This window comes from Microbacterium sp. ZW3a (assembly GCF_057167165.1).
Genome location: NZ_CM169903.1, coordinates 1,391,442 through 1,417,448 on the forward strand (window position 1 = coordinate 1,391,442; position 26,007 = coordinate 1,417,448).

The following is a 26,007-nucleotide window of genomic DNA, read 5'->3' on the forward strand; positions in this document are numbered from 1 at the left end:
TCGCGACGTCGCGTTAGGCGCTGATCTTCTGCTCGCCGCCGCGGCGGGCGCGCACGAAGGCCAGGCGCTCCTCCAAGAGCTCTTCGAGCTCGGGGATGGTGCGACGCTCCAGGAGCATGTCCCAGTGGGTACGCGGAGCTTTGTCGTCGCTGTGGTCGACGGTCGCCGTGCCCTCACCGATCCGGAGCAGGGCTTCGGCACCGCAGGTGCGGCATTCCCAGGCCGGCGGCACCTCGGCGTCCGCGGCGAAGGTGAGCACCGTTTCGCGCCCGCAGGTGCTGCAGGCGTACGTGTGCTGTGCTCGGTCGTGGAACACGACCCCGTCTTCACTCTGAAGGCTCTGTGCGCCGAGTCGGATTCCTCGAAGACTGCGATCTGCCATTGTGTGGTCCTCTCGTCGGTCCCCATGTATAACGACCGCACCTGTGCGCTTTATTCGAAAAGAGGCTCGAGCGGCAGTATTCACAGACGATGCTCAGGACATCGTCTGTTCAGCGTCCGTTCACGACCGAGAGGGCGACGTCGGCGCGATCGGTGACGAGGCCGTCGACGCCGAGATCGAGCAGTCGGCGCATGTCGGCCGGGGCGTTCACGGTCCACACGTGCACCTCGACCCCGGCCGCGTGGGCTGCGCGGAGGAGGCGGGGGGTGACGACCCGGACGGGGCCCTGCTGCTCGGGAATCTGCAGGGCGTCGAGGTCGGTGAGCAGGCGCCGAGCGACGGAGCCGAGGCCCACGGTGACGGCGGCGAGGAGCCGCGCCACGGTGGCGGATCCGGGCGAGGTGGCGGGGCGCATCCGGGCGCCGGCCCTTTGCGCGGCCGCGAGGGCCTCGCGTCGCCGATCGTCGGAGAAGCTCGTCACGAGCACGCGCTCGGCGTGCGCGGCGACGAGACGGCCGACGGGCACCGCGGCGGCCGCCGCCTTGACGTCGAGGTTGAAACGCACGTCGGGGAAGGACTCGAGCGCCTGTGTGAGCGTGAGGAGTCCGCCGCGCTCCGACATCAGCTCCTCGAGTTCGTGCAGCCGCACGTCGGCGAGGGCACGGGGGTCACCGGTCACGCGCGTGAGGTCGGCGTCGTGGAACAGCACGACCTCGCCGTCGGCGGTGAGATGGCAGTCGGACTCGACGTACACGACGCCGGCGGCGTGCGCCTCGGCCACCGCGGCGAAGGAGTTCTCGACGACGCCGCGGGCCGCGGCATCCGGGGTGACCAGCCCGCGGTGGGCCAGCACACGCGGCGGATCACCGACGAAGTAGGGGTGACGTGCGTGAGACGGGGAATGCATGACGGGGGCCTCCGGGCTGACGGTAGCACGCGGGTCGGACCTGCTCGTGACGCGGAACGGGCGCGCTCGGGGCGGTCCGGTGTCGCGGCGCTGAGCAGCACCGAGCCGCGCGCGTCCGCGGTCGCTGTGGCCCGCCTGGGTAGGGTGGGGAGGTCGCCCTCACCCTCGTCGGTGAGTGGCATCCGATCTCGAATCGTCAGGAGTTCCCGTGTCCCAGACCCTTCCGTCCGGCTCCCTGAGCGGCAAGACCGCCCTCGTCACCGGCTCGTCGCGCGGCATCGGTGCCGACACGGTCCGCTACTTCGCCGAGGCCGGCGCGAACGTCGTCATCAACTTCCGCAACAAGGCTCCCCGCGCCGAGAAGCTCGCCGCCCAGCTGCGCGAGCTGGGCGTCGAGGCGCTCGTCGTGGGCGCCGACCTCACCGACCCCGCGTCGGTGCAGGCGATGTTCGACGAGGTCGAGCGCACCTTCGGCGGACTCGACGTGCTCGTGCTCAACGCCTCCGGCGGCATGGAGTCGGGCATGGCGGAGGACTACGCGCTGAAGCTCAACCGCGACGCGCAGGTCAACGTGCTCGAGACCGCCCTGCCGCTGTTGCGCAACGGTTCGCGCGTGGTGTTCGTCACGAGCCACCAGGCGCACTTCATCCGCACCACCCCGACGATGCCGGAGTACGAGCCGGTCGCCCTGTCCAAGCGCGCCGGGGAAGACGCGCTGCGCGAGAAGATCCCGGCCCTCCAGGAGCGGGGGATCGGATTCACCGTCGTCTCGGGCGACATGATCGAGGGCACCATCACCGCGACGCTGCTCGAGCGGGCGAACCCGGGCGCGATCGCGGCTCGCCGCGAAGACGCCGGCAAGCTCTACAACGTGTCGGAGTTCGCCGCCGAGGTGGCGCGTGCCGCCGTCGACCCGGTCCCGACCGACAACACCCGCCTCGTGGGAGACACGGACTCGTTCCTCGCCGAGTGAGCGCGCGCTCATGACAACGGGCTCCGGATGCCATGGCATCCGGAGCCCGTTCTCGTTGGTGCGTCAGGCGTTCTTGCCGAACTGGATCGCGCGCACGATCTGGAACACACCCAGAACGATGAGCGAGATGCCGATCAGGAGGAAGAGGGTCACGGCGCCGAGCAGCGGGGAGAACAGCAGCACGATGCCGGCGAGGATGCTGATGATCGCGAAGAAGATCGTCCAGGCCTTGGAGGAGGTGTCGCCCATCGTGGTGAGCGAGACGACGCCCTCGATGATCCAGAGGATGCCGACGAGGGTGCCGATGAACACGCCGAACCAGGCGGTCGTGGCCGCGAGGTTCGCGAAGGAGAAGATGCCGGCGACGATGAAGAGCAGACCCAGCACGATGTAGCCGACGCGGGACCAGCCGGAGCGGAAGAAGATGCCGATGCCGATGTTCACGACACCGGCGATGATGACGTAGACGGCGATGATCCCGACGGCGACCTCGGCGGTGCGTCCGGGCCACAGGAGGATGAGGAGACCGACGACGAGGGACAGCGCCCCGCTAACGGCCAGGGCGGTGCGCACAGCCTTGACCGCGGGAGTACTGGACGAGGTAGAGGTGGACATGGCGAGCCTTTCCTGAGTGAACGCTGAGAAGTGCATCCCCACCTTAGACCCTGAGTCGAAAGCGGTGGGGGACTCCTTTCACCCGAGCAGCAGAGCGACGCCGAAGAGCACCGGCAGGCATCCGACCGTGGAGATGAACACCACATCGCGAGCGAGGATCTCGCCCACGTCGTATCGCTGAGCGAAGTTGAACACGTTCTGCGCGGTCGGCAGCGCCGCCAGCACCACGACGATGAACACCTGGTCGGACGGCAGGGCGAACGCCACCGCGATCGCCCAGGCCACCGCGGGCATGACGACGAGCTTCAGAACGGAGGCGATCACGACGTCGACGCGCCGACCCGGGTCGGTGAGAACCCGCTGCCCGTAGAGCGACATGCCGTACGACATCAGCAGAATCGGAACGCACGCGGCGGCGAAGAACGCGAGCGGGTCCATCACGATCGGCGGCAGGTCGATGTCGAGCACGGCCACGAGCACCCCGAGCGCGGAGCCGATGAGCATCGGGTTCTTCGCCGTTTGCACGAGGATGCGGCGAGGGGAGCGCGACCCCGAGGTGGCGGCATCCAGGATCGCCAGGGCGATCGGCATGAGGATCAGCAGCTGAAAGAGGATGACGGGGGCCGAGTAGGCCGCGTTGCCCAGCATGTAGAGCGAGATCGGGATGCCGATGTTGTTGCTGTTCACCTGACCCGCCGCCAGCGCGCCGATGACGGTCTCGGCGGGGCGGCGACGCAGCACGAGCGCCGAGACGAGCGCGTAGCCCAGGATGATGACGGCGGCGGAGAGCATCGAGACCGGCAGGAGCGCCGAGAAGAGCGTCTTCACGTCGGCGCGGGCCAGCACGACGAACAGGAGGAACGGCGAGAGCACGAAGAATGTCAGGCGGCTCAGCACCGGGCGGGCGTGCGGACCGAGCAGGTCGATGCGGGCAATGACGTAGCCGACGACGACGGCCAGGCCCACGACGGCGAAGCCGGTGAGGATGCCGCTCACGGTGCGGCTCCCGGGCAGGCCCGCGCGCCGCGGGGGCGACGTCGCGATTCCATTGGAGTGAGCCTATCGGGGCGGCCTCCGGACGTCGCGGATCAGAGCGCGGGGGACTGCGGGGCCGTTTGACCGGGCAGGGGAGTGTCGTGGGTGGTCGCCCCGGGATCGAGACTGTGCCTATCTGTGGCAGGAAGGTCGAGGGTGATCGTGGTCCGGGTGCCGGGCTCGCTGTCGATTCGAACGCGTCCGTGGTGGGCGACGGCAATCGCGCGAACCTCGGTGAGGCCCAGGCCGAACCCCTGGATCTCGTGGGACCTCGCGTAGCGCGTGCGGTAGAACCGGTCGAACACCTGTCGTTGCTCAGCGTGCGTGATGCCGTGGCCTTCGTTCGTGACGGAGATCATCACCCGGCCTCCTCCCGACTCGAGCGCAAGGGTGATCGGGGCGTGCGGCGCCCCGAACTTGATCGCGTTGGTGAGGAGCTCGGCTATCGCGCTCGTCAGCTGCGCGCGGTCACCGTGCGTGAGAAGGAGGTCGGGGCCCGCGATCTCTATCTGACTCGATCGGCGTTCGGCCAGGCTGGCCACTCGCAGCACCGCATCGTCGATGACGTGCCGGAGGTCGAAGTCGGTGACATACACCGCCTTCGGCGTGTCATTCGCCGCGAGGAGATCGCTGACGCGGTGGAGCAGATCGTTGGTGCGCCGTGTGACCACGTCGAGGTAGCGCCGCAGCCTCGTATCCTCGGCGGGAATCGCGTCATCGATCAGGTCGAGAAAGCCCGTGATGCTCGTGATGGGCGTGCGTAGTTCATGCGAGACCGTGCGCAGGAACTGTTCCCGCACCTCGACCGCTTCCAGCAACTCGGTGACGTCGTGCGCGACGACAACCGTCCCGAGGAACCGACCATCCTCGCGGTACACCTGATTCGACGAGGCAAGAATGGCGACCTGCGAATCGGGCGGCCCGATCCACTCGAGATGATCGGCGACGGTCTCGCCCGCCAGAGAGCGCGGAATGATCTGTTCGTCGTGGGGGATGGCGCTTGCTCGGTCGGCGGCGAGGACGCCGTCGCCAGAATAAGGCGGCTCATCCAGCCGGAATCCGACCATCTCTGCCAGTTCATACGCGTAGGTATTCGCGGCGTCCAGGCGCCCCATGTCGTCGTAGAAAGCGACTCCCGCGTTGACCGCGTTCAGAATCCCGAGCGCGATGGATTCCGCGTTCCGGGCTTCTTCCAGGGCCAGAGCTTGCGCACGATAGGCCTGCTCCAATTTCCACGATTTCCGGCGCAAATGCTGCGCTGCGGACGAGGCGACCATCGCCACGCCGATGATGAATGTGGGAAGAGTCACCACATTGGCCCACTCGAGCGCTGTGGCCGGCCATGCGCCGACGTAGGCGAATCGGAATGAGGTGATGAAACCGGCACCGAGCACCGCGATGACAGTGCCGCACCAAGGAAAACCGTAGGCCAACCACCAGATCGGAAAGATCGCCAAGATCGTCACTGCCGGCACGACGGGCAGCAACTCTGCTCTCAAGAGGGCGACGGCGACGAGGTCGACGACGGCAATGGTGACCATCGATGACGCTGCGTGCTTCTCCCAGGGGACCAGCAGCGACGCGATCGTCGCTGCAGCGCTCAGCGCGATTCCGAGGAGAACGGGCCACGTTCCGAGAAGGCTTGGTCGAGCAAGAGCGGTGACCGCGGTGAGGAAAGCGACCCCCGAAACAAAAGGAAGCTGTGTGAGCGTGAACACGCGGAAGCGACCTCGCACGCTTTTCATTTCCAGCAGCGTCATCGCAGCAAAACCTGACCTGAACCCAATGTTTCGGTATCGGAAAGCTACTTCATCCGAGCGGCCTGCGCACGGAACACGCGCGTAAGCCGGGGGGACAGCATTCTGTCCCAGTGGTCGACCGCGGGTGAGGAGGCTTCCGTGTCGAGAATCACGGCTCGGTGAGGGAACGCCGATAATGCACATTATGTCAGTTTGCGAGGAGGAGGCCCTCCCCGAGGAGGCGTGGGGTTTTCCTCGCCGGTTAGGGTGGGGCGCATGCGACGAGTGCGGTTGACCTGGGCGATCGGCGGCGCTGGTCTCTCGCTGTGCGCGGTCCTCGGGATGCTGCAGTACGCCACGTGGGGATGGAGACCTCATTTCGCTGTCGCGCTCGAGATTGTCTTCGCCGCGTCGGTCCTGCTGTTCGCGATCGGATTGTCGCGGCAGGCGAGCGTCGTCGCGCGGCGTCCGCTCGGGGTGATCGCCCTGTTCGTTGTCGCCCTGTGGCCGCTGGTCATTCGCCTTGTTGAGCCGCTCCTCCCGCGCATGGACAACGCGGCGTTCACCGCGGGGCTGGACGCGTATCGGGAGTCGGAGAGCCTCCTGACGACGGTGTTCTACACGAGTGCCATCGTGTCGTTCGCCGCGGCAGTGATCGCGGCCGTGCAGATCGCTCGGGCCGGAACCGTCCCGGGAATCTGGCGGTGGGCGCCGATGTGGGCGGTGATCGCCACTGTCTTGGCGGGGGTAATCCCCCAGCTGATCTATGTTTCCGCGGGCCCTGTCGCGGCACAGAGTTTCGCGGAAGCGGCGATCATCGTGGGGGCGCTGGGCTTTCTCGCACACACTCTGGGCCTCGGGGTCATCGCGCTGATGCTCGCCTCTCGTGTGGGCAACGGCAGCGTGGAGATCTTCCGCTCGAACTGACCCGCTCAGTCGTCTCCGTCGTCGTCATCATCATCGTCGTCGTCGTCGAAGTCGTCGTCGTCATCATCGTCGGAGGGCGCGACGGGCTGCGGCGCCGGGGGCTCGACCGGCTGCGGAGCGGGAGGCGCCGCCGGCGGGGCGGGAGCGGGTTCCGCCGGCGCCGGCTGCTCCACCGGGGCTCCGGCTCCCCCGCCGTCATCCGGACTCGTCGGGGTCGGGGTCGGCTCGGGCGGTGGTGTGCCGAGCGCGGGGTCGCTGGTCAGCGTCCCCCCGGACAGTTCCCGATCGGTGACGGTGCGCGGCTCGAAGGCGGAGGCAACGGCGGCGGTGGCGCCGACCGCTCCCAGCGCGGCGAGGGCGATGAGCCCGGTGGCAACCCACGTGCGGCGTGACATGGCGATCTCTCCCCTGTTCGGTGATACCTCCATGGTGCAGACGGGCCGTAAGCCCGCAGGAAGACGCACATGAGAGGGCTCTTAGACGAGGCGGACCCGCCCTCGCGCCCCGGCATACTGAGAACCATGCCCCCCTCCCCCGCGTCTGACACGCGCGGCGGATGGACGGTGCGCACGCGGATCGTGATCGTCATCACGGTCGTCGCCGCCCTCGGCATGCTGTCGGTCGGGGCGGCGGTGTATGTCGTCGAACGCTCGCGCATTCTCGCCGCGGTCGACGTGCGTCTCGAAGCGGCGCTGGAATCGGCGCGCGCGCTCGTGGCCGCCGGGAACGCCGACGTACCGTGGCCGTCGTCGACCGCGGCTCTTGAGGCCACCGTCACCCGCATCAGTCCGGATGACAACACCGGCGCGCTCGGGGTGATCGACGGCGCGGCCGCCTTCATCCCGGGAGTGCCGCTCGACGTCGATCTCCAGTCCGCCCCCGGGTTCGTGCCGCACGTCAGCGCGGCGGTGGCCGACTCCCCCGTGATCGGCACCTACGCCGAGGAGGGCGTGGCCTGGCGCTACCTCGCCGCCCCCATCACCGTCCAAGGGTCGGCAGAGCCCTCGCGGGTCCTGTTCGTCACCGCCTACGACCTCGAGGGCGAGCTCGCCGAGATCGACGACCCCGCGCGGGTGTATCTCGTCGCGGCCGCCATCGCTCTGGCCCTGATCGCCGCGAGCGCCGGTATCGTCGCCGCGCGGCTGCTGCGTCCGCTGCGCCAGATGCGGGAGACGGCGGCGCGGGTGTCCGCGCGGTCGCTGGCGGAGCGCCTGCCCGTGGGCGGCACCGATGACGTTTCCGCCTTGGCGGCGACGATGAACGACATGCTCGACCGACTCGACGACGCCCTCGGGGCCCAGCGCCGCCTGCTGAGCGACGTGGGGCATGAGCTGAAGACGCCGGTCACCATCGTCAGCGGCCACCTCGACGTCATGGATGCCGATGACCCCGACGACGTGCGCGCGACGCGCGCGCTCGCTCTCGACGAGCTGGCCCGGATGGGCCGGCTCGTGCAGGATCTCGCTCAGGAGGCGGCGCTCCGAGGCCCGAGTCCTCTTCGGCTCGAAGAGACGGATGCCGGGGAGCTGGTGCGCCGGGTGGCCGTGAAGGCGCGCGGGATCGACGGCGCCATCGTGCGCCTCGGGCCCGTCGCCGATGTTCGCGCCCCCATCGATTCCGCCCGGATCACCCAGGCCATCCTGCAGCTGGCCCAGAACGGCGTGAGCCACGGTGGTGGCGATCTGGTCATCGGTAGCCGTCGACGCTCCGGCACGCTCGAGTTCGTGGTGCGCGATCACGGACCCGGCGTCGCCCCCGACCAGCGCGAGCGCGTCTTCGCCCGCTTTCACCGGGGCGATGGGACCGACGGGCGCGGCGTCGGAGGCAGCGGCCTGGGACTCAGCATCGTGTCCGCGATCGCGCAGGGCCACGGCGGCTCCGTCCGGGTGCAGGATCCCGCCGACGGCCCGGGCGCGGAGTTCGTGCTCGCCGTTCCCCTGCCCGACGACGCGGCCGTGCACGACGTCATTCGCGCTCGCGGCACGACCATCGTCGTTCCGCCTCGTCCCGCTCCCCCGACGACCGCCCCCGTATTCGACGACCGGAAGGACTGACGTGGCATCCATTCTGATCGCCGACGACGAAACGCGGATCTCCGCCTTCATCGACAAGGGGCTGCGTGCCGCCGGCTTCGCCACGCGGGTGACGGGGAACGGGAGCGAAGCGCTCGACCTCGCACTCTCGGGCGAGTTCGATCTGGTCGTGCTCGACGTCAACCTGCCGGGGATGACCGGTTTCGAGGTGCTCGAGCACCTCCGCGGTTCCGGCTCCGACGTGCCCGTGATCATGCTGACGGCGCGCATCGAGCTCGAAGACACCGTGGCGGGCCTGGAGGGCGGGGCCGACGACTATCTCGGCAAGCCCTTCCGCTTCGACGAACTGGTCGCCCGCATTCGTCTACGGATCCGGCGTGAGCCGACCGCCGCGGCTCCCCAGTTACGCCACGGCGACGTCGAGCTCGACGTGCGACAGCGGACCGCCTCGTCGGCGGCCGTGACGTCGTGCTGTCTGCGCGGGAATTCGCCCTCGCCGAAGAGCTCATCCGTCACGCCGGACAGGTGCTCAGCCGCGAACAGCTGCTGAGCCGCGTCTGGGGTTTCGATTTCGATCCGGGATCCAACGTCGCCGACGTCTACATCGGTTACCTGCGCCAGAAGCTCGGCTCGGACCGGATCGAGACCGTCCGCGGGGTGGGCTACCGACTGGTCTGAGCGGCCTCCCGCGCCAGCCAGCGCGTCGCAAGGGAGCGCCAGGCCGGCCGGAAGAGGTACAGGGCACCGAGGCGCAGGCGAGTGGATGCCTCGTACGCGGCCATCCGCTCCGGGGCGACGCCTGCACGGGCCGCGACCTCATCGACGGTGTGGCGCGCCCGGGAAGCGCGGGGCGTCGAGAGCCGCCCCTGCGCGTGGCGCCAGGACACGTGCGCGCGGAGATTCGCCAGGTCGAGTGCCGGCTCCGCCCGGGCGGCGGTGTCGAGGTCGATGAGGCCGCCCTCTCGGCCGTCCCACAGCACCTGCTTGTCGTGCAGATCGCGGTGCGCGGTCACCGAGGCCTCCCCCGGCGCGTGGTCCAGCCGGGCCGCGGCGTGATCGAACGCCGTCGCGACACGGGCGTCGACCCCGGCGCGCAGCGCGAGGTCGCGCCACCGCAACAGGACCGCGATCTCCTCCGCGTGGGTATGGCGCGCGGCATCGGCCGCCGGCGCGGCGGCGAGTACCTCGGTCCACCCCCGCGCCCAGGCCGACCACGCCCGTGCGACGGTGGCATCGCCCACGGCGGCGTCGGCGCCGAGGTCGTGCAACGTGCGTCCGGGCACCCGGGAGAGGTGAACGCAGCCCTCCGGGTCGCGCACCGTGACATCCGGCGTGCGGAAGCCGCTGCGGAACACCTCGGCGCGGGCGTGGGAATCGACGACGGATGCCACGGTGTCGCCGCGGACGACCTTGAGGTACCCCGTGCCGTCATGCGCGTGCACGACCACCCGGCGCCCGCGGCGCCACGACACGATGGTGCCCTCCGCCGCCGCGTGAGCCAGACCCGGGAGGTGACGGTCGTGGGCGGCGGGGGCGATCTCCGCGTGGCCGTCGCGCCAGCGAGCGGCCCGGATCCGTCCGTCGCGACGACTGACCACTTCGAGGTCGCACCCGGTCGAGGACGGCCAGGCGCGGCGGACCGTCCAGGCGCCGGTGGCGTCGTCCACGTGTGCGGGGGGAAGGATCATGAGAGATCCTCCTCCGCCTGGCGCAGCCGCGACTCGACGAGAGTCGGCCAGTCCGGCTCGCAGTGCCGGAACGGTTCGATGGCGCGCTCGAGGGCGCACAGCGGCATCCACGACCGCCACTCCCCCTCGGTGACGGTGCCGCCGCTCGAGCGATACGCGGCGAAGAGCGCGTCGGTCAGCGCCAGAGCGCCGGTGCGCATCTGCTCCTCGACGGCGAAGGTGGCGAGGTCTCGCGCCGGGTCACCCGTGCCCATGCGATCGAGATCGATGAGGCGGACGTCGTCTCGACCGTCGACGAGCACCTGATCGGCGCTGAAGTCGCCGTGCACGAGGGCGCGACGGCCGGTGATCGGCCGGTGGAGGGACAATGCGTGGGCGCGGTCGCCCAGTGCGGGAAGGACGGTGCGCACCGCGCGCACGGCGCTTGCAGCGCGCTCGTCCGTCGTCTCGTCGACCGGGGCGCTCGAGGGCTGAGCATGCACGCGGGCGAGCGCCTCCCCCGCGGCCGTCGCGTGAGCCTCGGACGGGTGAGACGCGAGGTCACCGCTCCCCCAGGCGGTCGAGGCCCACGTGTGGTCGCCGCAGATCCGCCGCGCCTCGATGGTCGGAATACCGGCGCTCTGCAGTCGGCGGGCGTGCAGGAGCGCCGCCTCGGCACGGCCGGGGGCCGTCTTCACGTACGCGTCACGAGTACGGAGAACGAGCCGGCGCCCCGGGTTGTGCCGCACGACCGACGCGTCGCGCAACGCGGGTTCCGCGCGCTCGGCCCGGGCGATCGCCGCGATCAGGACACGATCGCTGCGCGCAGGCCCCATGGCGGAGTGGGCAATGCCGGGGAGAGCCGAGACCGCGCTGCTCCGGTGTCGCGCGGACTGCGCCTTGTCTCCGTCCTGCCAGACCCCGGCCCAGAACGACCCGTGCGTCGTGTCGAATGAGGCGAGCAGGCTGGTCCCGGGTTTGTATCGGACGTGGCGGATCCGGGCGGGGGTACCGAGGAGGTCGCCGAGAGCCACCGGGTCGAGGAGCAGACCGAGTCCGTCCAGCATGCGGTCGCGCTGCGCGAGCTCGTGCACGGCGGCGTTCATGCGCCCACCCCCGCGGGAAGAGCGACCGTGCTGTCGTCGGCCGCGCGCTGCACCCACGCGTGCAGGCGCGAGCCGCCGGAGGCGAGCAACTCGTCGGGCGCCCCGTCTTCGACGATGCGTCCGTTCTCGAGCCACACGACGCGGTCGGCGGAGAGGGCCTGCGTCACGTCGTGGGTGATCGAGACGGTCGTGCGGCCCCGGGTCAGCGCGGTCAGCGACGCGCTCACCTGTGCGCGCGACTGCGGGTCCAATCCCGTCGTGGCTTCGTCCAGGACGACGACGGGGCTGTCCCGCAGCATCGCGCGGGCGATCGCGAGGCGCTGGCGTTGCCCACCCGAGAGCGTGTCTCCGCGGGCACCGAGCACGGTGTCATACCCCTCGGGCAACGCCGCCACGAAGTCGTGGGCATCGGCGCGGCGCGCAGCCTCCTCGACCTCGGCATCCGTGGCATCCAGTCGACCGAAGCGGATGTTCTCGCGCACGGTCGTGGCGAAGAGCACCGACTCCTGCAGCAGCAGCGATACCGATGCTCGGACGCTCGTGAGCGTCGCGCGGGAGATGTCGACGCCGTCCAGCCGCACCCGTCCGGCGCGGGGGTCCGCGGACCGCACGAGCAGCCCCGCGAGGGTGGACTTTCCCGCCCCGGAGGGGCCGAGAAGGCACACGTTCTGTCCGGCCGGGATGCGGAGCGTCAGATCCTCGAAGATCGCGCGGCCGCGGCCGTCATCGACCGAGACGCCCTCGAACGAGACGTCGCCGCGCAGACGCGGGAGGTGTGCGGCATACGGGTCGTCGGCGATCTCGACGGGCTCGTCCAGCAGATCCGCGACGCGCTCGCCGGAGGCGGTGGCGCGGGCGATGCGACCGGTGTACTTCGCGAGGTCTTTGAGCGGCCGCATGGCCAGCTTCAGGTAGGCCACGAACACGACGAGATCGCCCGGAGTCATCGTGCCCGAGAGCACCTGCCATCCTCCGCCGAGGAGAACGGCCGCCGTCGCCAGGCCCACGATGAGATCGGTGCGACGTTCGAGGCCCGCGGCAAGACGCCGTGCGCGTACCCCCTGCGTCAACGCGCGGTCGTTCCCCGCGGCGAAGGCTCCGCCCACCCGGTCCTCGAGGCCGTAGGCCTGAACCACGCGAATGGCGCCCAACGCCTCGGACGCGGTGTCGGCGAGGTCCCCTTCGCCCTTGCGGGTGGTCCGGGACGCCGCGGTGATACGCGTGGAACTGCTCCGCGACATCACCGCGTACAGAAGGGCGGCGACCACGACCACCGCGGTCAGGAGGAGGTCCATGAACGACATCACGACGATCAGGACGACCAGGGTGAGGAGGTTCCCCACGAGCGGGAGCCCGGCGGTCACGGCGACTTCTTGCAGCCGTCCGATGTCGCCCACGAGGCGCTGGACGACATCGCCCGACGACGCGGTGGAGTGGTATCGAGCAGACAGGGCCTGCACGTGGGCGAAGACGCGGGACCGCAGCTCGGTAGCGACGCGCGACCCCACCAGGGCGAACGCGACCGTGCTGGCGTACGCCGACACCGCGCGCAGAGCGATGAGTCCGAGTAGCAGCGTGGCGCAGGCGACGAGCAGACCGAGGGAGGCCTGAGGGATGCCGGCGGCCGCGCCCGCGGTGGCGCCCAGGCTCACCGAGACGGAGTCGACGACGAACTTCAGCGGCCAGGGCTCGAGCACCCGGAAGACGACGTCGGCGAGCAGGGCCACCATGCCGAGGACGATGAGCGAGGCCTTGCCGCGCAGGTGCGGCCGCACGATGGTGAGGCTGCGCCGCAGTGCGCGCGGCGAGGGGCGCTGTGCCCGCTTCCGGCCGCCCCTCACGACGTCACCCGCTCGCGGACGCCGTCGAGGATGCGATCGAGCACGCCGTTCCATCCGAGTTCGGCGAGCGCGTGATGACGGGCGCCGTCGGCCATCCGGTCGCGCAGCACGGCATCGTCGACCAGGAGCTGCAGGGCGTCCGCCAGGGCGGGCGCGTCACCGGGCTGCACGAGGAGACCCGTCCGTCCGTGCTGGACGAGGTCGGGCACCTGGCCCACGTCACTCGCGACCACGGGGACGCCCGCGGCGAGGTATTCGCACACCTTCAGCGGCGAGAAGTAGTCGTCGGCCGCGCGATACGGCGCGATACCGACATCGAGATGCGTCAGCAGGGTCGGCATGTGCTCGGGGGCGACCGCACCGGTGAACTCCGCGTCGATGCCCAGCGCGTCCGCTCGCTCCTGCAGCGCCGCGCGCTCGGGGCCGTCGCCGACGACGAGCAGTCGCGCACGCCGCCCCCGACGCGCGAGGTCGGCCATGGCATCCACGAGCACGTCGACGCCGTGCCAGGGCTTGAGGGTGCCGACGAAACCGATGACGGGCACCGCGCCGACGGGGCGGCGCGCGAGGGCGGGCCGGATGCGGTCAGTGTTCACCCCGTTGGGGGCGACGAGCGGGTCGCGCGCACCGTGCTCTGCCGCCCAGGCGGCGACGGGTCGGGAGACGCACGCGACGACATCGGCGGTGCTCAACGCGCGGTGCGCCGTCGAGACCGCTCCCCGCTCGTCGATCAGCTCGCGGTGGAGTCGCTGTTCGTCGATCAGCGGAGCGTTCACCTCGAGGACCGCGGGCACCCCGCGCGCCTCGGCGACCTGCGCCGCCGCGTCGGAGAACAGCGAGAACCGTTCGTAGACGAGGTCGCACCCGTCCTCGACGGCGGCGGCGGCGAGCGCTCGTGCGGCGGCCTGGATGCGGCGTTCACGTTCGGCCGTGTCGGCTCCGCTCACGCGATGCTCGATCACGGGAAGATCGGCGAGGTCGGCGGGAACGTGCGAACCCCGACGGGTGGCGTAGACCGTCGCCTCGGCGCCCCGGGCGCGGAAAGACCGCACGATCTCCTGCACGTGCACGCTCGCTCCCTTCGTGCCGAAGACGGGCACACCGGGGTCGGCGACGATGTACGCGACACGCATCACGCCACCTCCCGGTCCTCGGCGGCCGCGCACGCGGCTGTCAGCTCGGCGAGCTGTTGGGCCTGGCGTCGCGCGTCGAAGCGCTCCTCGATCAGCGCCCGCGCCCGCCGCGTGGTCTCCTCCACGGGGTAATCCGCTCGGGTGGCCCGTCGGAGCCCCTCGACGAGAGACTCGACGTCGCCGGGAGTGCAGAGCACGCCGGTCTCGCCATCGACGATGATCTCGGGGATGCCCGTGACCGCGGTAGAGACGCACGGGATGCCGGTGGCCATGGCCTCCAGGAGGACAGTGGGCAGCCCATCCGCGTTGCCGTCCGTCCCGACGAGGCACGGGGCAACGAAGACGTCCGCCTCGCGCAGCCGGGTCGCCACCTCGCCCTGAGGGAGCGGCCCGAGGAAGCGGATCGCGGCGCTCGCCGCCGACGCCTCCGCGCGTGCCCGGAGCGACGCGGAGAGTTCGCCGTCGCCGACGATGTCGAGCGTGACGTCGATCCCGTCGCCGAAAAGGCGCGCGACGGCGTCGATGAGCAGCGCGAAGCCCTTCTTCTCCACGAGCCGGCCGACCGCGAGCAGGCGCAGGGTTCCGCCGCGCGCCGGGCGCGGCACGAACGGGAACCGGTCGAGGTCGAGGCCGTTGTACACGCGCGCGACGGTGGCGGTGGCGCGGGAGGTGCGCTGGAGGTGGTGCAGGTTGAAGTCGCTCACGGTCACCGCGAACGCGGCATCCGCGAGCTTTTGCTCCAGGTCGATCGGGTCGACCGAGGAGTGGAAGATGTCTTTCGCGTGCGCCGTGAACGAATACGGGACGCCGGCGAGCAGAGCCGCCAGCCGGGCGACGGTCGTCGCGGTCGAGGCGAAGTGCGCGTGCAGGTGCGTGATCCCCCGCCGGTGAGCCTGGCGCGCGACTTCGATCGCCTGCAGGGCGTCATCGGCGTCGGCCGCGAGCAGCTCGGGGAGGTGACGGGCTACGGCCGCCGAAAGCTCGGGCTCTCGGGCCGCACCGCGCAGACCCTCCCAGGCGGACGACAGACGGCGGGGAACGGGAACGGCGCGCACGGGAGCCTGCACGCGGGCCAGTTCGGCGTGGAAGCGGGTGTCGTCGTTCGGGCGGAGCGCGAAGATCTCCAGGCGCTCGCCGCGGGCTTCGCGCGCCAGGATCTCGGTCACGACGAACGTCTCGGAAAAGCGCGGGTACATCTTCAGGACGTACCCGATGAGGGGGGCGGATTCAGACGGCATGAGCGACGACCTCCTGTGTCGATCGGGTGAGAAGCTGTGCGGCGAGCGGGGCCACGGCCGAGAGCCCGTCGAGATCGATGCCGCTGCGGTCGACGCGGGTGCGGTGGGCTCTGTCGAAGAAGTCGGAGACGACTGCGCCGTCGAGGAGCGACGCCTCGACGTTCTCGATCGCGCCGATGCGCTCCAGTGCGCGGGCGCGGATGCGCTGCTCGTCGCGCCGGCCGCAGCGCGGGACCACGAGCGTCGGGGTCGAGGTGCTCATGACCTCGCACACGGTGTTGTAGCCCCCCATGGTCACCACGGCGGACGCCTGACGGAGAAGGCCGAGCATGTCGGGGACGCTCTCGACGACCTCGGTGGCGGCGCCGGCGGCTGCCCGCACGCGGGTGCGGTCGGCCTCCGACATCTGCGGCCCCGTCACGATGAGGTGCGTGTGTCCGGCCGGAGGGGATGCCGCGGCCGCGGCCCGGGCGATGTCGACGCCGTCGGAGCCCCCACCGACCGTGGTCAGCACGAAGGGGCCGCTGACCGACGGAGCGGCATCCGAGGGGCGTCCGTGGGACAGATAGCCGGTGTGGCGGATGAGCGGCGCCAGCCCGGGCGGCGTCTCGCCGCTCTCGCGCGGATCGTGCACGGCGGGGTCGCCGTAGACCCACACCGCGTCGAAGTGCTCACGGATGGCGCGGGCGCCGCCGAGCGCGCGAAACTCGGCACGCGCGACGGAGGGCTCGTCGAGCACGTCGCGAAGGCCCAGCACCATGGCGCACGATGGCCGCGTGGCCCGGAGCTCCCGCAGGGCGGTGAGCAGCTCTCCGTGGACGCCGAACGGATGACGGTCGACCACGAACAGGTCGGGCCCGAAGGCACGCAGAACCCCGGCGACCGCCCCGGCCCGCATACCGGTGACCCGGTCGATTCCCGCGGACAGGTGGCGGGAGCGGTAGCCGCCCTCGCCGACCGTGACGCTGGGGAGCACGACCCAGTCCCAGCCCGGCGGCGCCGCGAACGAGGTCGCCGAGGCCTGGCCCGTGATGAGCAGGCCGGTGACCTCTTCCCCGGTGAGCTCCGGGAGAGTTCGCGTGAGGGCGTGGGCGATGGCGAGGTTGCGCCGCACGTGTCCGAGCCCCACGGAGTCGTGGGACGAAAGGGCGATTCGAAAGACCACGGCACTCTCCAGTCGATGTGACGCGGGACGCCCCGCGAGTGCGGGAACGTCCCGCTCACCCCATGCTGGAGATCAGGGGTAAAGCGGGCCTAAGCCGATGACGAGACGGTTCTTATGTTCGCTCGCCAGCTCCGGGGCGGTACGGGTGTCACCGGATCCAGGTCGACGTCACGTCGATCACGCGCGATCCGTCGAGGTCACCGAGTGACAGCCCCGCGAAGCGGACCGCCGCTTCGGAGGTCTGCCAGCGGAACTTCGGGGTGTCGGTGATCGCGGCCTCGACGACGGTCTTCGCCGCATCCTCCGCCGACTGGGCCTGAGCGAAGGAGGTGGTCGTGCGTTCCAGGTACGCATCGAGTTGCGCCTGGTAGGCGCCGCCGTCGTACCGGTCGACCGACTCGGTGAACGACGACGCCACGGCTGCCGGTTCGACGATCGCGACGTCGATGCCGAAGGGCGCGACGACCGGGGCGAGAGATTGCATGAGGCCCTCGACCGCGAACTTCGCACCGCAGTAGGCGTCGGCGAACGGCTGCCCCACCGCTCCCCCGACGCTCGTGACCGTGACGATGCGGCCGCGACCACGCTCGCGCATGCCGGGCAGCACGAGGCGGGTCAACCGCGCGACCGAGAGGTAGTTCGTCTCGAGCTGCGCCTGAAGGTCGGCATCCGAGAGCTGTTCGAGGGTGCCGACCGCGCCGCGCCCGGCGTTGTTGACGAGGATGTCGAGCGGGCCGAGGTCGTCGATGAGTGCTCGCGCACCATCGGCGTCGGTGACGTCGAGCGCGCGGATATCGAGAGGCACGCCCGCCGAGTCCGCCGCGGCGCGGAGGGCCTCGGCGCGGGCGGGATCGCGGACCGTCGCGACCACCGAGACGCCCGCCAGGGCGAGACCGACGGAGGTGTGCAGACCGATGCCGCTGGACGTTCCGGTCACGAGGGCGATGCTCATGCTCCGACCCTAGACCCGCGGTGCGGGCCCGGTCACTCGGCGGTGAGCTCGCCGATGAGCGTCTCGATGCGCCCGCGGATGTCGTCGCGGATGCGGCGCACGGAGTCGGCACCCTGCCCGGCGGGGTCGTCGAGCTGCCAGTCCTCGTACCGCTTGCCGGGGAAGATCGGGCACGCATCGCCGCACCCCATCGTGATGACGACGTCGGACTCGCGGACGGCCTCGACGGTCAGGATCTTCGGGGTGTTGCCCGCGATGTCGATGCCCTCTTCGGCCATCACCTCGATCGCGACGGGGTTGATCTGGTCCTTGGGCTCGGAGCCCGCAGAGAGGACGTCGATACGGTCACCGGCGAGGTGCTGCAGGTAGCCGGCGGCCATCTGCGAGCGCCCGGCGTTGTGGACGCAGACGAACAAGACGGTGGGACGGGACATGGGGTCTCTTTCGTGGGCTCGTGGATGCGCATGTGTGCGATCCGGCACGGGACGAATGGATGCGATTGCCTCAATCATCGTTGAGGTAATGGGGTCGGCGCAAGCGGACACCCCAGATGTCCACGGATGCGCGCGGCTTACGCCCGCGGCGCCAGCTTCACCCACCCGCCGCCGAACTTCGCGGCGCGGCCGTCGCCGGAGGACGTTCCGGTGAGGCGCCGGCGCACCCACGGGCCGACGTGCTCGCGGTAATACGCGGTTCCGCAAAGCCGCTCGCTCTCGGGGATCTCGCGCAGGTGCCACCAGTCCTGCGGAGCGGACGCGCCGACGGCTTCGAGCACGCGGGCAGCGACCCGGTGATGACCGCGGCCGTTCATGTGCAGGCGGTCGACAGACCAGAACTCCGCTCCGGCGAGCTCGCGGTCGAACCAGTTGTAGGCCGTGATCACGTCGGGGCGCGAGCGCAGCCGCTCCTCGACCGCGTGCGAGAGGCGATCGCCTCGCCCCTGGACGACCCGCCCGAACGGCAGGCCCGCCGACGGGTTCGCTCCCGACAGTACGATGAGCTGCACCCCCTCCTCGTCGCAGCGGCGCACGACGTGGTCGAAGACGTCGACGATCCGCTCGATGCCGGTGCGCGGACGCAGCATGTCGTTGCCGCCGCCGTTGAACGACAGGTGCGTGGGCTTCAGCGCGAGCGCCGGTTCCAGCTGCTCGTCGACGATCGGCCGGATGAGCTTTCCGCGGATCGCGAGGTTGGCGTACTGGATCGGTTCGCCCGCGGCATCCGCCCACCCCTGGGCTGCGAGATCGGCCCAGCCGCGGACGGTGCCGTCGGGCAGTTCGTCGCCGACGCCTTCGGTGAACGAGTCGCCGAGGGCGACGTAGCGTACGGATGCCATCGCGCCAGCCTACGCGCGGGTCGCGGTCGTGGGCCGCGGCGTGCTGCGGGCGCGTCAGTGCTCGGCGAGGGTGCGGCCGCGCTGTTCGCGCAGGGTCAGCGCCGCGACGACAGCGATCGCGAAGAACGCGGCGAACACCACGAACAGGAGCGGCGCGCCGCCCATCCCGAGCAGCGGCGGAACGCTCAGGGGCGCGAGGATCGAGGCGATGCGTCCCACTCCGGCCGCCCACCCTGCCCCGGTCGCGCGGAGCGTCGTCGGGTAGGTCTCGGGCGTCGCCGCGTACAGGGCACCCCAGGCGCCGAGGTTGAAGAACGACAGGGCCATGCCCGCCGCGATGATCGCGGCCTCGCCGGAGGCGGTACCGAAGAACACCGCGGCCACCGCGGAACCGGCGAGGAACGTCGCGAGGGTCGCCCGGCGCCCCCACGCCTCGATGAGCCACGCCGCGACGGCGTACCCGGGAAGCTGCGCGAGGGTGATGATGAGCGTGAACCCGAAGGAGCGCACGAGGTCGTAGCCCTGCGAGACGAGGATCGTCGGGATCCAGATGAACGCGCCGTAATACGAGAAGTTCACGCAGAACCACAGCACCCAGAGGGCCGCGGTCCGCGCGCGCAGGCGCGGTGCCCACAGGGCTCGCACGCGGGTGTGCTGCACGTGCGATCCGCGCTCGTCGATGGCCGGCGCGGGCGAGAGTGACACCCGACCCGCCGCGGCCTCGAAGTCGCGCACGATCGCCGAGGCCTCGGCATCCCTGCCCCGGCTCGCCAGCCAGCGCGGCGATTCCGGGAGCCCCCATCGCACGACGAGCGCGTAGGCCGCGGGGATGGCCCCGAGCGCGAACGCCCAGCGCCAGCCGTCAGCGGAAGCCGGCACCACGAGGAAGCCGATGAGCGCGGCGGCCGTCCAGCCGATCGCCCAGAACGCCTCAAGGAAGACGATGACCCGCCCACGCATCCGCGCCGGAGCGAACTCGCTGACGTAGGTCGAGGCGACGGGCAACTCAGCGCCGAGACCCAGACCGACCACGAACCGCAGCACGAGCAGCGCCGCGAGTCCCCCGACCAGCGCGCTCGCCCCGGTCGCGAGACCGTACACGAGAAGCGTCAGCGCGAACACATGGCGACGGCCGAACCGGTCCGCCAGGAGTCCCCCGAGGCTCGCGCCGATCGCCATGCCGGCGAATCCCGCCGACGCGATCCACGACGCCTCGGTCGGCGCGAGCTGCCACTGCGCCGCGAGGGCGGCGATGACGAACGAGATGAGCCCGACGTCCATGGCATCCAGTGCCCAGCCCAGACCCGACCCGCCGAGCACCCGCGCGTGGCGACGGGTGAACGGGAGGGCGTCGAGGCGGTCGGCGATGCGCGCGACGTCGGTCGAGGTGGTCACCGGATGCCGGCCGTCTCGCTGTCGGCGAGCATCTCGTGCACGAGCGGAAGGACGCGCGTGCCATACAGCTCGATGCTCGTGAGGAGCCGCTCGTGCGAGATCGAGCCGCTGGCGATCTTCATCTGGAAGCGCGTGTTGCCCAGCGCCCGCACGGTCGCGGCGATCTTGCGGGCGACGGTCTCGGGCGAGCCGATGTACATCGAGCCCTCGGGGCCGACGTCGTGCTGGAAGCGCATCCGGTTGTACTCGGGCCATCCGCGCTCACGGCCGATCGTGTTGTTGAGCTCGGCGACGCCCTCGAACGCCTCGTCCCAGGCCTGCTGGTCGGTCTCGGCGATGTGGCCGGGCGAGTGCACCGAGATGGGCATCTGCGCCTTGCCGAGCTCGTCGAGCGAGCGGCGGTACAGGTCGGCGAACGGGCGGAAACGGGCGGAAGACCCACCGATGATCGCGAGCACCAGGCCGTAGCCGTAGCGCGCAGCGCGCACGACCGATTCGGGCGAGCCGCCGACGCCGACCCACGCCTTCAGGCCGTTCTCGGTCTTCGGGAACACGTCGGCGTCCTGCAGGCCCGCGCGCGTACGGCCCGACCACGTGACGGGCTTCTCGTCGAGCAGCAGAGAGAAGAGCTCGAGCTTCTCCTCGAACAGCTGCTCGTAGTCGCGCAGGTCGTAGCCGAACAGCGGGAAGGACTCGATGAACGAGCCGCGCCCGAGGATCACTTCGGCACGGCCGTTCGACACGGCATCCAGGGTCGCGAACCGCTCGTACACCCGCACGGGGTCGTCGGACGACAGCACCGTCACGGCGGTACCGAGATGGATGTTCTTCGTGCGGGCCGCCGCCGCCGCCAGCACGATCTCGGGGCTCGTGACGGCGAAGTCCTTGCGGTGGTGCTCCCCCACGCCGAAGAACGACAGTCCTACCTCATCGGCGAGCACCGCCTGCTCCACGACGTTGCGAATGGTCTGCGCGTCGGACAGCAGGGTTCCGTCCGGGCCGCGCGAGATGTCTCCGAAGGTGTCGAGACCGAGCTCGAGCGGGTGATCGTTCATGGCGTCTCCTTGCCGAATGAGAAGCATTCGGATGAATGAACTTTATGCCCCCCGGCGGTATTCCCGTGAATCGGGGCGTCACCGGCCGTGCGGCGCCCCGATTCGTGTCAGGCGGATGCCAGAGCCGCGCGCAGCGTGTCGAGCCCGACGCCGCCGATGTCCAGCGCCTTCGTGTGGAACGCCTTCATCGAGAAGTCGGCACCGGCGCGCTCACGGTACTCGTCGCGCACCTGCTCCCAGATGCGCTGGCCCACCTTGTACGACGGAGCCTGACCCGGCCAGCCGAGATAGCGGTTGACCTCGAAGCGCACGAACTCCTCGGGCATGTTGACGTTTCGCAACATGAACGCCAGCGCGTAGTCGTGGTCCCACACGCCCTGACCGTCGAGGCGAGGCTTGCCCAGGTGCACGCCGATGTCGAGCACCACGCGGGCGGCGCGCATGCGCTGCGCGTCGAGCATGCCGAGGCGGTCGGCGGGGTCATCGAGGAAACCGAGCTGCTCCATGAGGCGCTCCGCGTACAGGGCCCAGCCCTCGGCGTGGCCGCTCGTGCCCGCGAGCAGCCGGCGCCACGAGTTGAGCTCACCGCGGTTGTACACGGCCTGGGCGATCTGCAGGTGGTGGCCCGGAACACCCTCGTGATAGACGGTCGTGAGCTCTCGCCACGTGTCGAACGTGGTGACACCCTCGGGCACCGACCACCACATACGGCCGGGGCGGGAGAAGTCGTCGGTCGGACCGGTGTAGTAGATGCCGCCTTCGTTGGTGGGGGCGATCATGCACTCCAGGCGTCGGATCGGGTCGGCGATGTCGAAGTGGGTGCGCCCCAGCTCCTCGACGGCCCGGTCGCTCGTGCGTTGCATCCACTCCTGTAGGGCTGCCGTGCCGTGGAGCTTGCGTGAGTCGTCCTTCTCGAGGAAGGCGACGGCCTCTTCGACGCTCGCGCCCGGCAGGATCTCGTTCGCGATGGACTCCTGCTCGGCAACCATCCGCGCGAGTTCTTCGACGCCCCACTCGTACGTCTCGTCGAGGTCGATCGTCGCGCCGAGGAACTGGCGGGAATGCAGCGCGTAGAGCTCGCGCCCCACCGCGTCGGTCTCGCCCGCCACCGGAGCCAGCTCGGACGACAGGAACGAGGCCAGGCCGTCATAGGCGACCCGGGCCGCTCCAGAGTTCTGTGCGAGGTCGCGCGCCAGCGAGGCGGGGAGCTGCCCCTCCGCGGGGGCGGCGTCGCCGACGAACTCCGCGAAGAAGCCCGTGTCGGCGGTGTAGCGTCCGATCTGCGTGGCCACCTCGATCACCTGACGGCGGGCGGGGACCACACCGCGGGACATGCCTTCGCGCAGCGTCTCGATGTAGCCGTCGATCGCGCCCGGGAGCGACTTCAGTCGCGTCGAGATCGTCGACCAGTCCTCGACCGTCGCGGTGGGCATGAGGTCGAATGCCTGGCGCAGATCCTGTGCGGGCGAGGCGATCACGTTCACGTCGCGCAGGTGCGTCTGAGCACCGTGCAGTTCGACGTGCAGGTCGAGTTCGCGGCCGAGGTCCATCTTCGTGACCTCGTCGATCGCGTCGACGGGAGTGGCGTTGTCGAGCGCCGCCTTCGTCGCGCGGGCCTGATCGGCCAGTTCTTCGGCGCCCTCGGGGCTGTAGTCGCCGAAGCGGTCGTTGTACTCGGTGCGTCCGATGTAGGTGGCGAGGGTCGGGACCCGCTCGGCCAGGGTGTCCACCCACGCGTCGGCGATCGTGTCGATCGGCGTGCGGGTGCGTTGTGCATCAGTCATACACCGAGCCTAGGCAAGGCCCGGGGGCGTGACCACCCGGGGCGGGTGATCCGCCCCGGGTCGCGATCAGTGGCCCGCTTCGTCCCAGTCGCCGCCGCGGCCGATCTGCACGTCGAGGGGGACCGACAGCTCGGCGGCGTCGGCCATGCGCGCCCGCACGATGCCCTCGACGGCGTCCCACTCCCCCGCGGCGACCTCGACGACGAGCTCGTCGTGGATCTGGAGCAGCACGCGCGAGCGCAGGCCCGCGGATGCCAGTTCGTCGCGGATGCGGAACAGGGCGATCTTCATGATGTCGGCGGCGCTGCCCTGGATGGGGGCGTTGAGCGCCGCGCGCTCGGCGTTCTCGCGCAGCACCCGGTTCATGCTCGTGAGGTCGGGGAAGGGACGGCGACGGCCGAAGATCGTCTCGGTGTACCCGTCTTGGCGCGCCTGCTCGACGGAGCCCCGCAGATAGTCGCGCACCGCCCCGAACCGGGCGAAGTACTCCAGCATGAGCTGCTTGGCCTCGGACTGCTCGATACGCAGCTGCTTCGACAGGCCGAAAGCGGAGAGCCCGTAGACCAAGCCGTACGACATCGCCTTGACCTTCGTGCGCATCGCCGGCGTGACCTCGGACGGCTCGACGCCGAACACCCGCGCGCCGACGAATCGGTGCAGGTCTTCGCCGGACTGGAACGCCTCGATGAGACCGGGGTCGCCCGAGAGGTGCGCCATGATGCGCATCTCGATCTGGGAGTAGTCGGCGGTCAGCAGCGTCTCGTAGCCCTCACCCACCTCGAATGCGGCGCGGATGCGACGGCTTTCTTCGGTGCGGATCGGGATGTTCTGCAGGTTCGGGTCGGTGCTCGACAGGCGTCCCGTCTGGCTACCGGTCTGCACGTAGGTGGTGTGGATCCGCCCGTCGGTGCCGATCGCGGCGTCGAGAGCGTCGATGATCTGCTTGAGCTTCGTGGCCTCGCGGTGACGCAGCAGCAGGTCGAGGAAGGGGTGCGGCGCGCTCTCTTGCAGATCGGCGAGGGCGGCGGCATCGGTCGTGTAACCGCTCTTGGTCTTGCGCGTCTTCGGCAGCTGCAGCTCGTCGAAGAGGACCTCTTGCAGTTGCTTGGGGGAACCGAGGTTCACCTCGTGTCCGATGGAGGCGTAGGCCTGCTGCGCGAGGCCCTCGGCGCGTTCGGCCAGCTCGGCCGAGAACCGGGCGAGCTTCTCGTGCGAGACGGCAACGCCCGCGAGCTCCATGCCGGCCAGGGCACCGAGGGTGGGCAGCTCGATGTCGTCGAGAACGCGGGCGACGCTCTCGGGCAGATCGGCGCGCTGCGCCTCGGACACGCGCCGCACGAACCACGACAGCTGCGCCGGAGTGGCGCCCTCGGTCTCGGGAACGAGCTGGGTGGGATCGGCCTCGGGGAGCTTCTCCCCCAGGGTTCGGTCGACCAGATCGGCCAGCGTCTTGTCGGGGAAGCTCGGGCGCACCAGCCACCCCGAAACGATGACGTCGTCGGCGATGCCCCCGAGTTCGATGCCCTCGCGCGCGAGCGCCTTGAGTTGCGGTTTCGCCCCGGCGAGCACCTTCGGCGCGTCGGATGCCAGCCACCCGGCGAGGGCGTCGCGCACCGCGTCGCTCCACTCGGCCTCGACCCCGGCGTCGGCGGTCGCCAGGCCGATGCGGGCGGGTGTACCGCCGTCGAGGGTGACGGTGACTCCCACCGTTCCTTCGGCATCGGCCGCCCACGCGGCGAGGGCGGCGGCGTCGAGAACGGCCGGAACGGGGGCCGACGCGGTGGGCCGGGCCTCTTCGGTCGCCGACGCCGGGTCGGCGCCGAAGGCGTCGAACACTCGCGGGAGGAGGGTGCGGAACTCCAGTCGGGCGAAGATGTCGCGCACCGCCTGCGTGTCGATCGGCTGCACGGCGAGGTCGGCGGGGCCGGCGGGCAGCTCCACGTCGCGCAGCAGGCGGTTCAGCGTCCGGTTGCGCTTGACGTCGTCGAGGTGCTCGCGGAGGTTGTTGCCCACGACGCCCGTGACCTTGTCGGCGTTCTCGAGGAGCGCGTCGAGCGAGCCCCACTGCGTGAGCCACTTGACCGCCGTCTTCTCGCCGACCTTCGGCACGCCCGAGAGGTTGTCGCTGGTCTCGCCGACGAGGGCGGCGATCTCGGGGTACTGCGCCGGCGGGAGCCCGTACTTCTCGATCACCGCAGTGGTGTCGTATCGCTTGAGCTGCGACACCCCCTGCACGTTCGGGTACAGCAGCGTGACGTCGTCGGTGACGAGCTGGATCGTGTCGCGGTCGCCCGAGCACACCAGCACCGAGAAGCCCTGGTCGGCGCCCTGGGTGGCGAGGGTGGCGAGGATATCGTCGGCCTCGAAGTCTTCTTTCGTGAGCACCGTCACGTTCAGTGCGCGCAGGCAGTCCTGGAGCAGCGGGATCTGACCCTTGAACTCGGCCGGTGACTCGCTGCGGTTGGCCTTGTACTCGGTGTATTCGCGCGTGCGGAACGACTGCCGCGACGTGTCGAAGGCAACCGCGAGGTGCGTGGGCTTCTCGGCCTTGACGAGATTGACGAACATCGACAAGAAGCCGTAGATGCCGTTGGTGTGCTGGCCGTCCTTCGTGGAGAAGTTGTCGACCGGCAGCGCGTAGAACGCTCGGTAGGCCAGCGAGTGGCCGTCGACGACGAGGAGAGTAGGCTTTTCGGCATCCGTCACTCGACCAGCGTAACGAGA

22 protein-coding genes and 1 pseudogene are annotated in these 26,007 nt (G+C 70.4%); 4 read left to right on the top strand and 19 right to left on the bottom strand.

Translation table 11 applies throughout. The features are described from left to right. Positions 1-13: 13 nt before the first annotated feature. Together ACU6WY_RS06530 and ACU6WY_RS06535 are read right to left on the bottom strand one after the other, a co-directional pair. Complete coding sequence (locus tag ACU6WY_RS06530; RefSeq protein ID WP_483821638.1) at positions 14-382, bottom strand: RNA polymerase-binding protein RbpA; 369 nt, start codon at positions 380-382, stop codon at positions 14-16. Positions 383-491: 109 nt separating this feature from the next. Continuing rightward, positions 492-1,289: a glycerophosphodiester phosphodiesterase family protein gene (locus tag ACU6WY_RS06535; RefSeq protein ID WP_483821639.1), complete on the bottom strand. Its 798-nt coding sequence runs from the start codon at positions 1,287-1,289 to the stop codon at positions 492-494. 208 nt (positions 1,290-1,497) lie between these two features. Here ACU6WY_RS06535 and ACU6WY_RS06540 point away from each other — a divergent pair, with 208 nt between their 5' ends. Beyond that, positions 1,498-2,262 carry an SDR family oxidoreductase gene (locus ACU6WY_RS06540; protein ID WP_483821640.1) on the top strand — a complete coding sequence of 255 codons (765 nt, stop codon included), beginning with the start codon at positions 1,498-1,500 and terminating at the stop codon, positions 2,260-2,262. 63 nt (positions 2,263-2,325) lie between these two features. On the opposite strand, the gene ACU6WY_RS06545 is transcribed toward ACU6WY_RS06540, so the two are convergent. The 3 genes from ACU6WY_RS06545 to ACU6WY_RS06555 all read right to left on the bottom strand — a co-directional run bounded on the left by ACU6WY_RS06545 (position 2,326) and on the right by ACU6WY_RS06555 (position 5,672). Further along, positions 2,326-2,877: an HdeD family acid-resistance protein gene (locus ACU6WY_RS06545; protein ID WP_483821641.1), complete on the bottom strand. Its 552-nt coding sequence runs from the start codon at positions 2,875-2,877 to the stop codon at positions 2,326-2,328. A 78-nt stretch (positions 2,878-2,955) separates the two neighbouring features. Continuing rightward, positions 2,956-3,873, bottom strand: a complete 918-nt coding sequence (locus tag ACU6WY_RS06550) for an AEC family transporter (protein ID WP_483821642.1) — start codon at positions 3,871-3,873, stop codon at positions 2,956-2,958. 92 nt (positions 3,874-3,965) lie between these two features. Next, positions 3,966-5,672 (bottom strand): sensor histidine kinase, encoded by a 1,707-nt coding sequence (locus ACU6WY_RS06555; RefSeq protein WP_483821643.1) that lies wholly within the window; start codon positions 5,670-5,672, stop codon positions 3,966-3,968. A 255-nt stretch (positions 5,673-5,927) separates the two neighbouring features. On the opposite strand from ACU6WY_RS06555, the gene ACU6WY_RS06560 reads away from it, so the two are divergent. Continuing rightward, positions 5,928-6,578, top strand: a complete 651-nt coding sequence (locus tag ACU6WY_RS06560; protein ID WP_483821644.1) for a hypothetical protein — start codon at positions 5,928-5,930, stop codon at positions 6,576-6,578. Between the two features lie 5 nt (positions 6,579-6,583). Here ACU6WY_RS06560 and ACU6WY_RS06565 read toward each other — a convergent pair whose 3' ends face one another. Beyond that, positions 6,584-6,973 carry a hypothetical protein gene (locus ACU6WY_RS06565; RefSeq protein ID WP_483821645.1) on the bottom strand — a complete coding sequence of 130 codons (390 nt, stop codon included), beginning with the start codon at positions 6,971-6,973 and terminating at the stop codon, positions 6,584-6,586. 126 nt (positions 6,974-7,099) lie between these two features. Between ACU6WY_RS06565 and ACU6WY_RS06570 the strand changes: the two genes are divergently transcribed. Continuing rightward, positions 7,100-8,632 (top strand): sensor histidine kinase, encoded by a 1,533-nt coding sequence (locus ACU6WY_RS06570; RefSeq protein ID WP_483821646.1) that lies wholly within the window; start codon positions 7,100-7,102, stop codon positions 8,630-8,632. A gap of 1 nt (position 8,633) precedes the next feature. Further along, positions 8,634-9,289, top strand: a pseudogene (locus ACU6WY_RS06575) (response regulator transcription factor). On the opposite strand, the gene ACU6WY_RS06580 reads toward ACU6WY_RS06575, so the two are convergent. The 13 genes from ACU6WY_RS06580 to polA form a co-directional block, all read right to left on the bottom strand. Further along, positions 9,274-10,299, bottom strand: coding sequence for a hypothetical protein (locus ACU6WY_RS06580; RefSeq protein WP_483821647.1), 1,026 nt, complete (start codon positions 10,297-10,299; stop codon positions 9,274-9,276). The pseudogene ACU6WY_RS06575 and the gene ACU6WY_RS06580 sit on opposite strands and share 16 nt — an antisense overlap. Continuing rightward, complete coding sequence (locus ACU6WY_RS06585) at positions 10,296-11,384, bottom strand: phosphotransferase family protein (RefSeq protein ID WP_483821648.1); 1,089 nt, start codon at positions 11,382-11,384, stop codon at positions 10,296-10,298. Before ACU6WY_RS06585 ends, ACU6WY_RS06580 begins: the two co-directional genes overlap by 4 nt. Further along, on the bottom strand, positions 11,381-13,279 hold the full coding sequence (locus tag ACU6WY_RS06590; RefSeq protein WP_483821649.1) for an ABC transporter ATP-binding protein: 1,899 nt from the start codon (positions 13,277-13,279) through the stop codon (positions 11,381-11,383). The genes ACU6WY_RS06585 and ACU6WY_RS06590 overlap by 4 nt, the downstream gene beginning before the upstream one ends. Then, positions 13,222-14,358, bottom strand: coding sequence for a glycosyltransferase family 4 protein (locus ACU6WY_RS06595; protein ID WP_483821650.1), 1,137 nt, complete (start codon positions 14,356-14,358; stop codon positions 13,222-13,224). Before ACU6WY_RS06595 ends, ACU6WY_RS06590 begins: the two co-directional genes overlap by 58 nt. Next, positions 14,358-15,596, bottom strand: coding sequence for a glycosyltransferase (locus ACU6WY_RS06600; RefSeq protein WP_483821651.1), 1,239 nt, complete (start codon positions 15,594-15,596; stop codon positions 14,358-14,360). Before ACU6WY_RS06600 ends, ACU6WY_RS06595 begins: the two co-directional genes overlap by 1 nt. Then, positions 15,586-16,761, bottom strand: coding sequence for a glycosyltransferase family protein (locus ACU6WY_RS06605; RefSeq protein ID WP_483821652.1), 1,176 nt, complete (start codon positions 16,759-16,761; stop codon positions 15,586-15,588). The genes ACU6WY_RS06600 and ACU6WY_RS06605 overlap by 11 nt, the downstream gene beginning before the upstream one ends. Before the next feature lie 148 nt (positions 16,762-16,909). Continuing rightward, entirely contained in the window at positions 16,910-17,713 is an 804-nt protein-coding gene (locus ACU6WY_RS06610; protein ID WP_483821653.1) for an SDR family NAD(P)-dependent oxidoreductase, read from the bottom strand. 32 nt (positions 17,714-17,745) lie between these two features. After that, positions 17,746-18,147, bottom strand: coding sequence for an arsenate reductase ArsC (locus ACU6WY_RS06615; RefSeq protein WP_483821654.1), 402 nt, complete (start codon positions 18,145-18,147; stop codon positions 17,746-17,748). A gap of 137 nt (positions 18,148-18,284) precedes the next feature. After that, a complete protein-coding gene (locus ACU6WY_RS06620; RefSeq protein ID WP_483821655.1) occupies positions 18,285-19,049 on the bottom strand; it encodes an SGNH/GDSL hydrolase family protein in 765 nt (254 codons plus the stop codon). Between the two features lie 54 nt (positions 19,050-19,103). Continuing rightward, a complete protein-coding gene (locus ACU6WY_RS06625; RefSeq protein WP_483821656.1) occupies positions 19,104-20,444 on the bottom strand; it encodes an MFS transporter in 1,341 nt (446 codons plus the stop codon). Beyond that, entirely contained in the window at positions 20,441-21,499 is a 1,059-nt protein-coding gene (locus ACU6WY_RS06630; RefSeq protein ID WP_483821657.1) for an LLM class flavin-dependent oxidoreductase, read from the bottom strand. Before ACU6WY_RS06630 ends, ACU6WY_RS06625 begins: the two co-directional genes overlap by 4 nt. Before the next feature lie 107 nt (positions 21,500-21,606). Then, the gene (locus ACU6WY_RS06635; protein ID WP_483821658.1) at positions 21,607-23,283 is read right to left on the bottom strand and encodes a DUF885 domain-containing protein; all 1,677 of its coding nucleotides are present in this window, start codon (positions 23,281-23,283) and stop codon (positions 21,607-21,609) included. Positions 23,284-23,349: 66 nt separating this feature from the next. Beyond that, positions 23,350-25,989 (bottom strand): DNA polymerase I, encoded by a 2,640-nt coding sequence (gene polA / locus ACU6WY_RS06640; RefSeq protein ID WP_483821659.1) that lies wholly within the window; start codon positions 25,987-25,989, stop codon positions 23,350-23,352. Positions 25,990-26,007 lie beyond the last annotated feature (18 nt).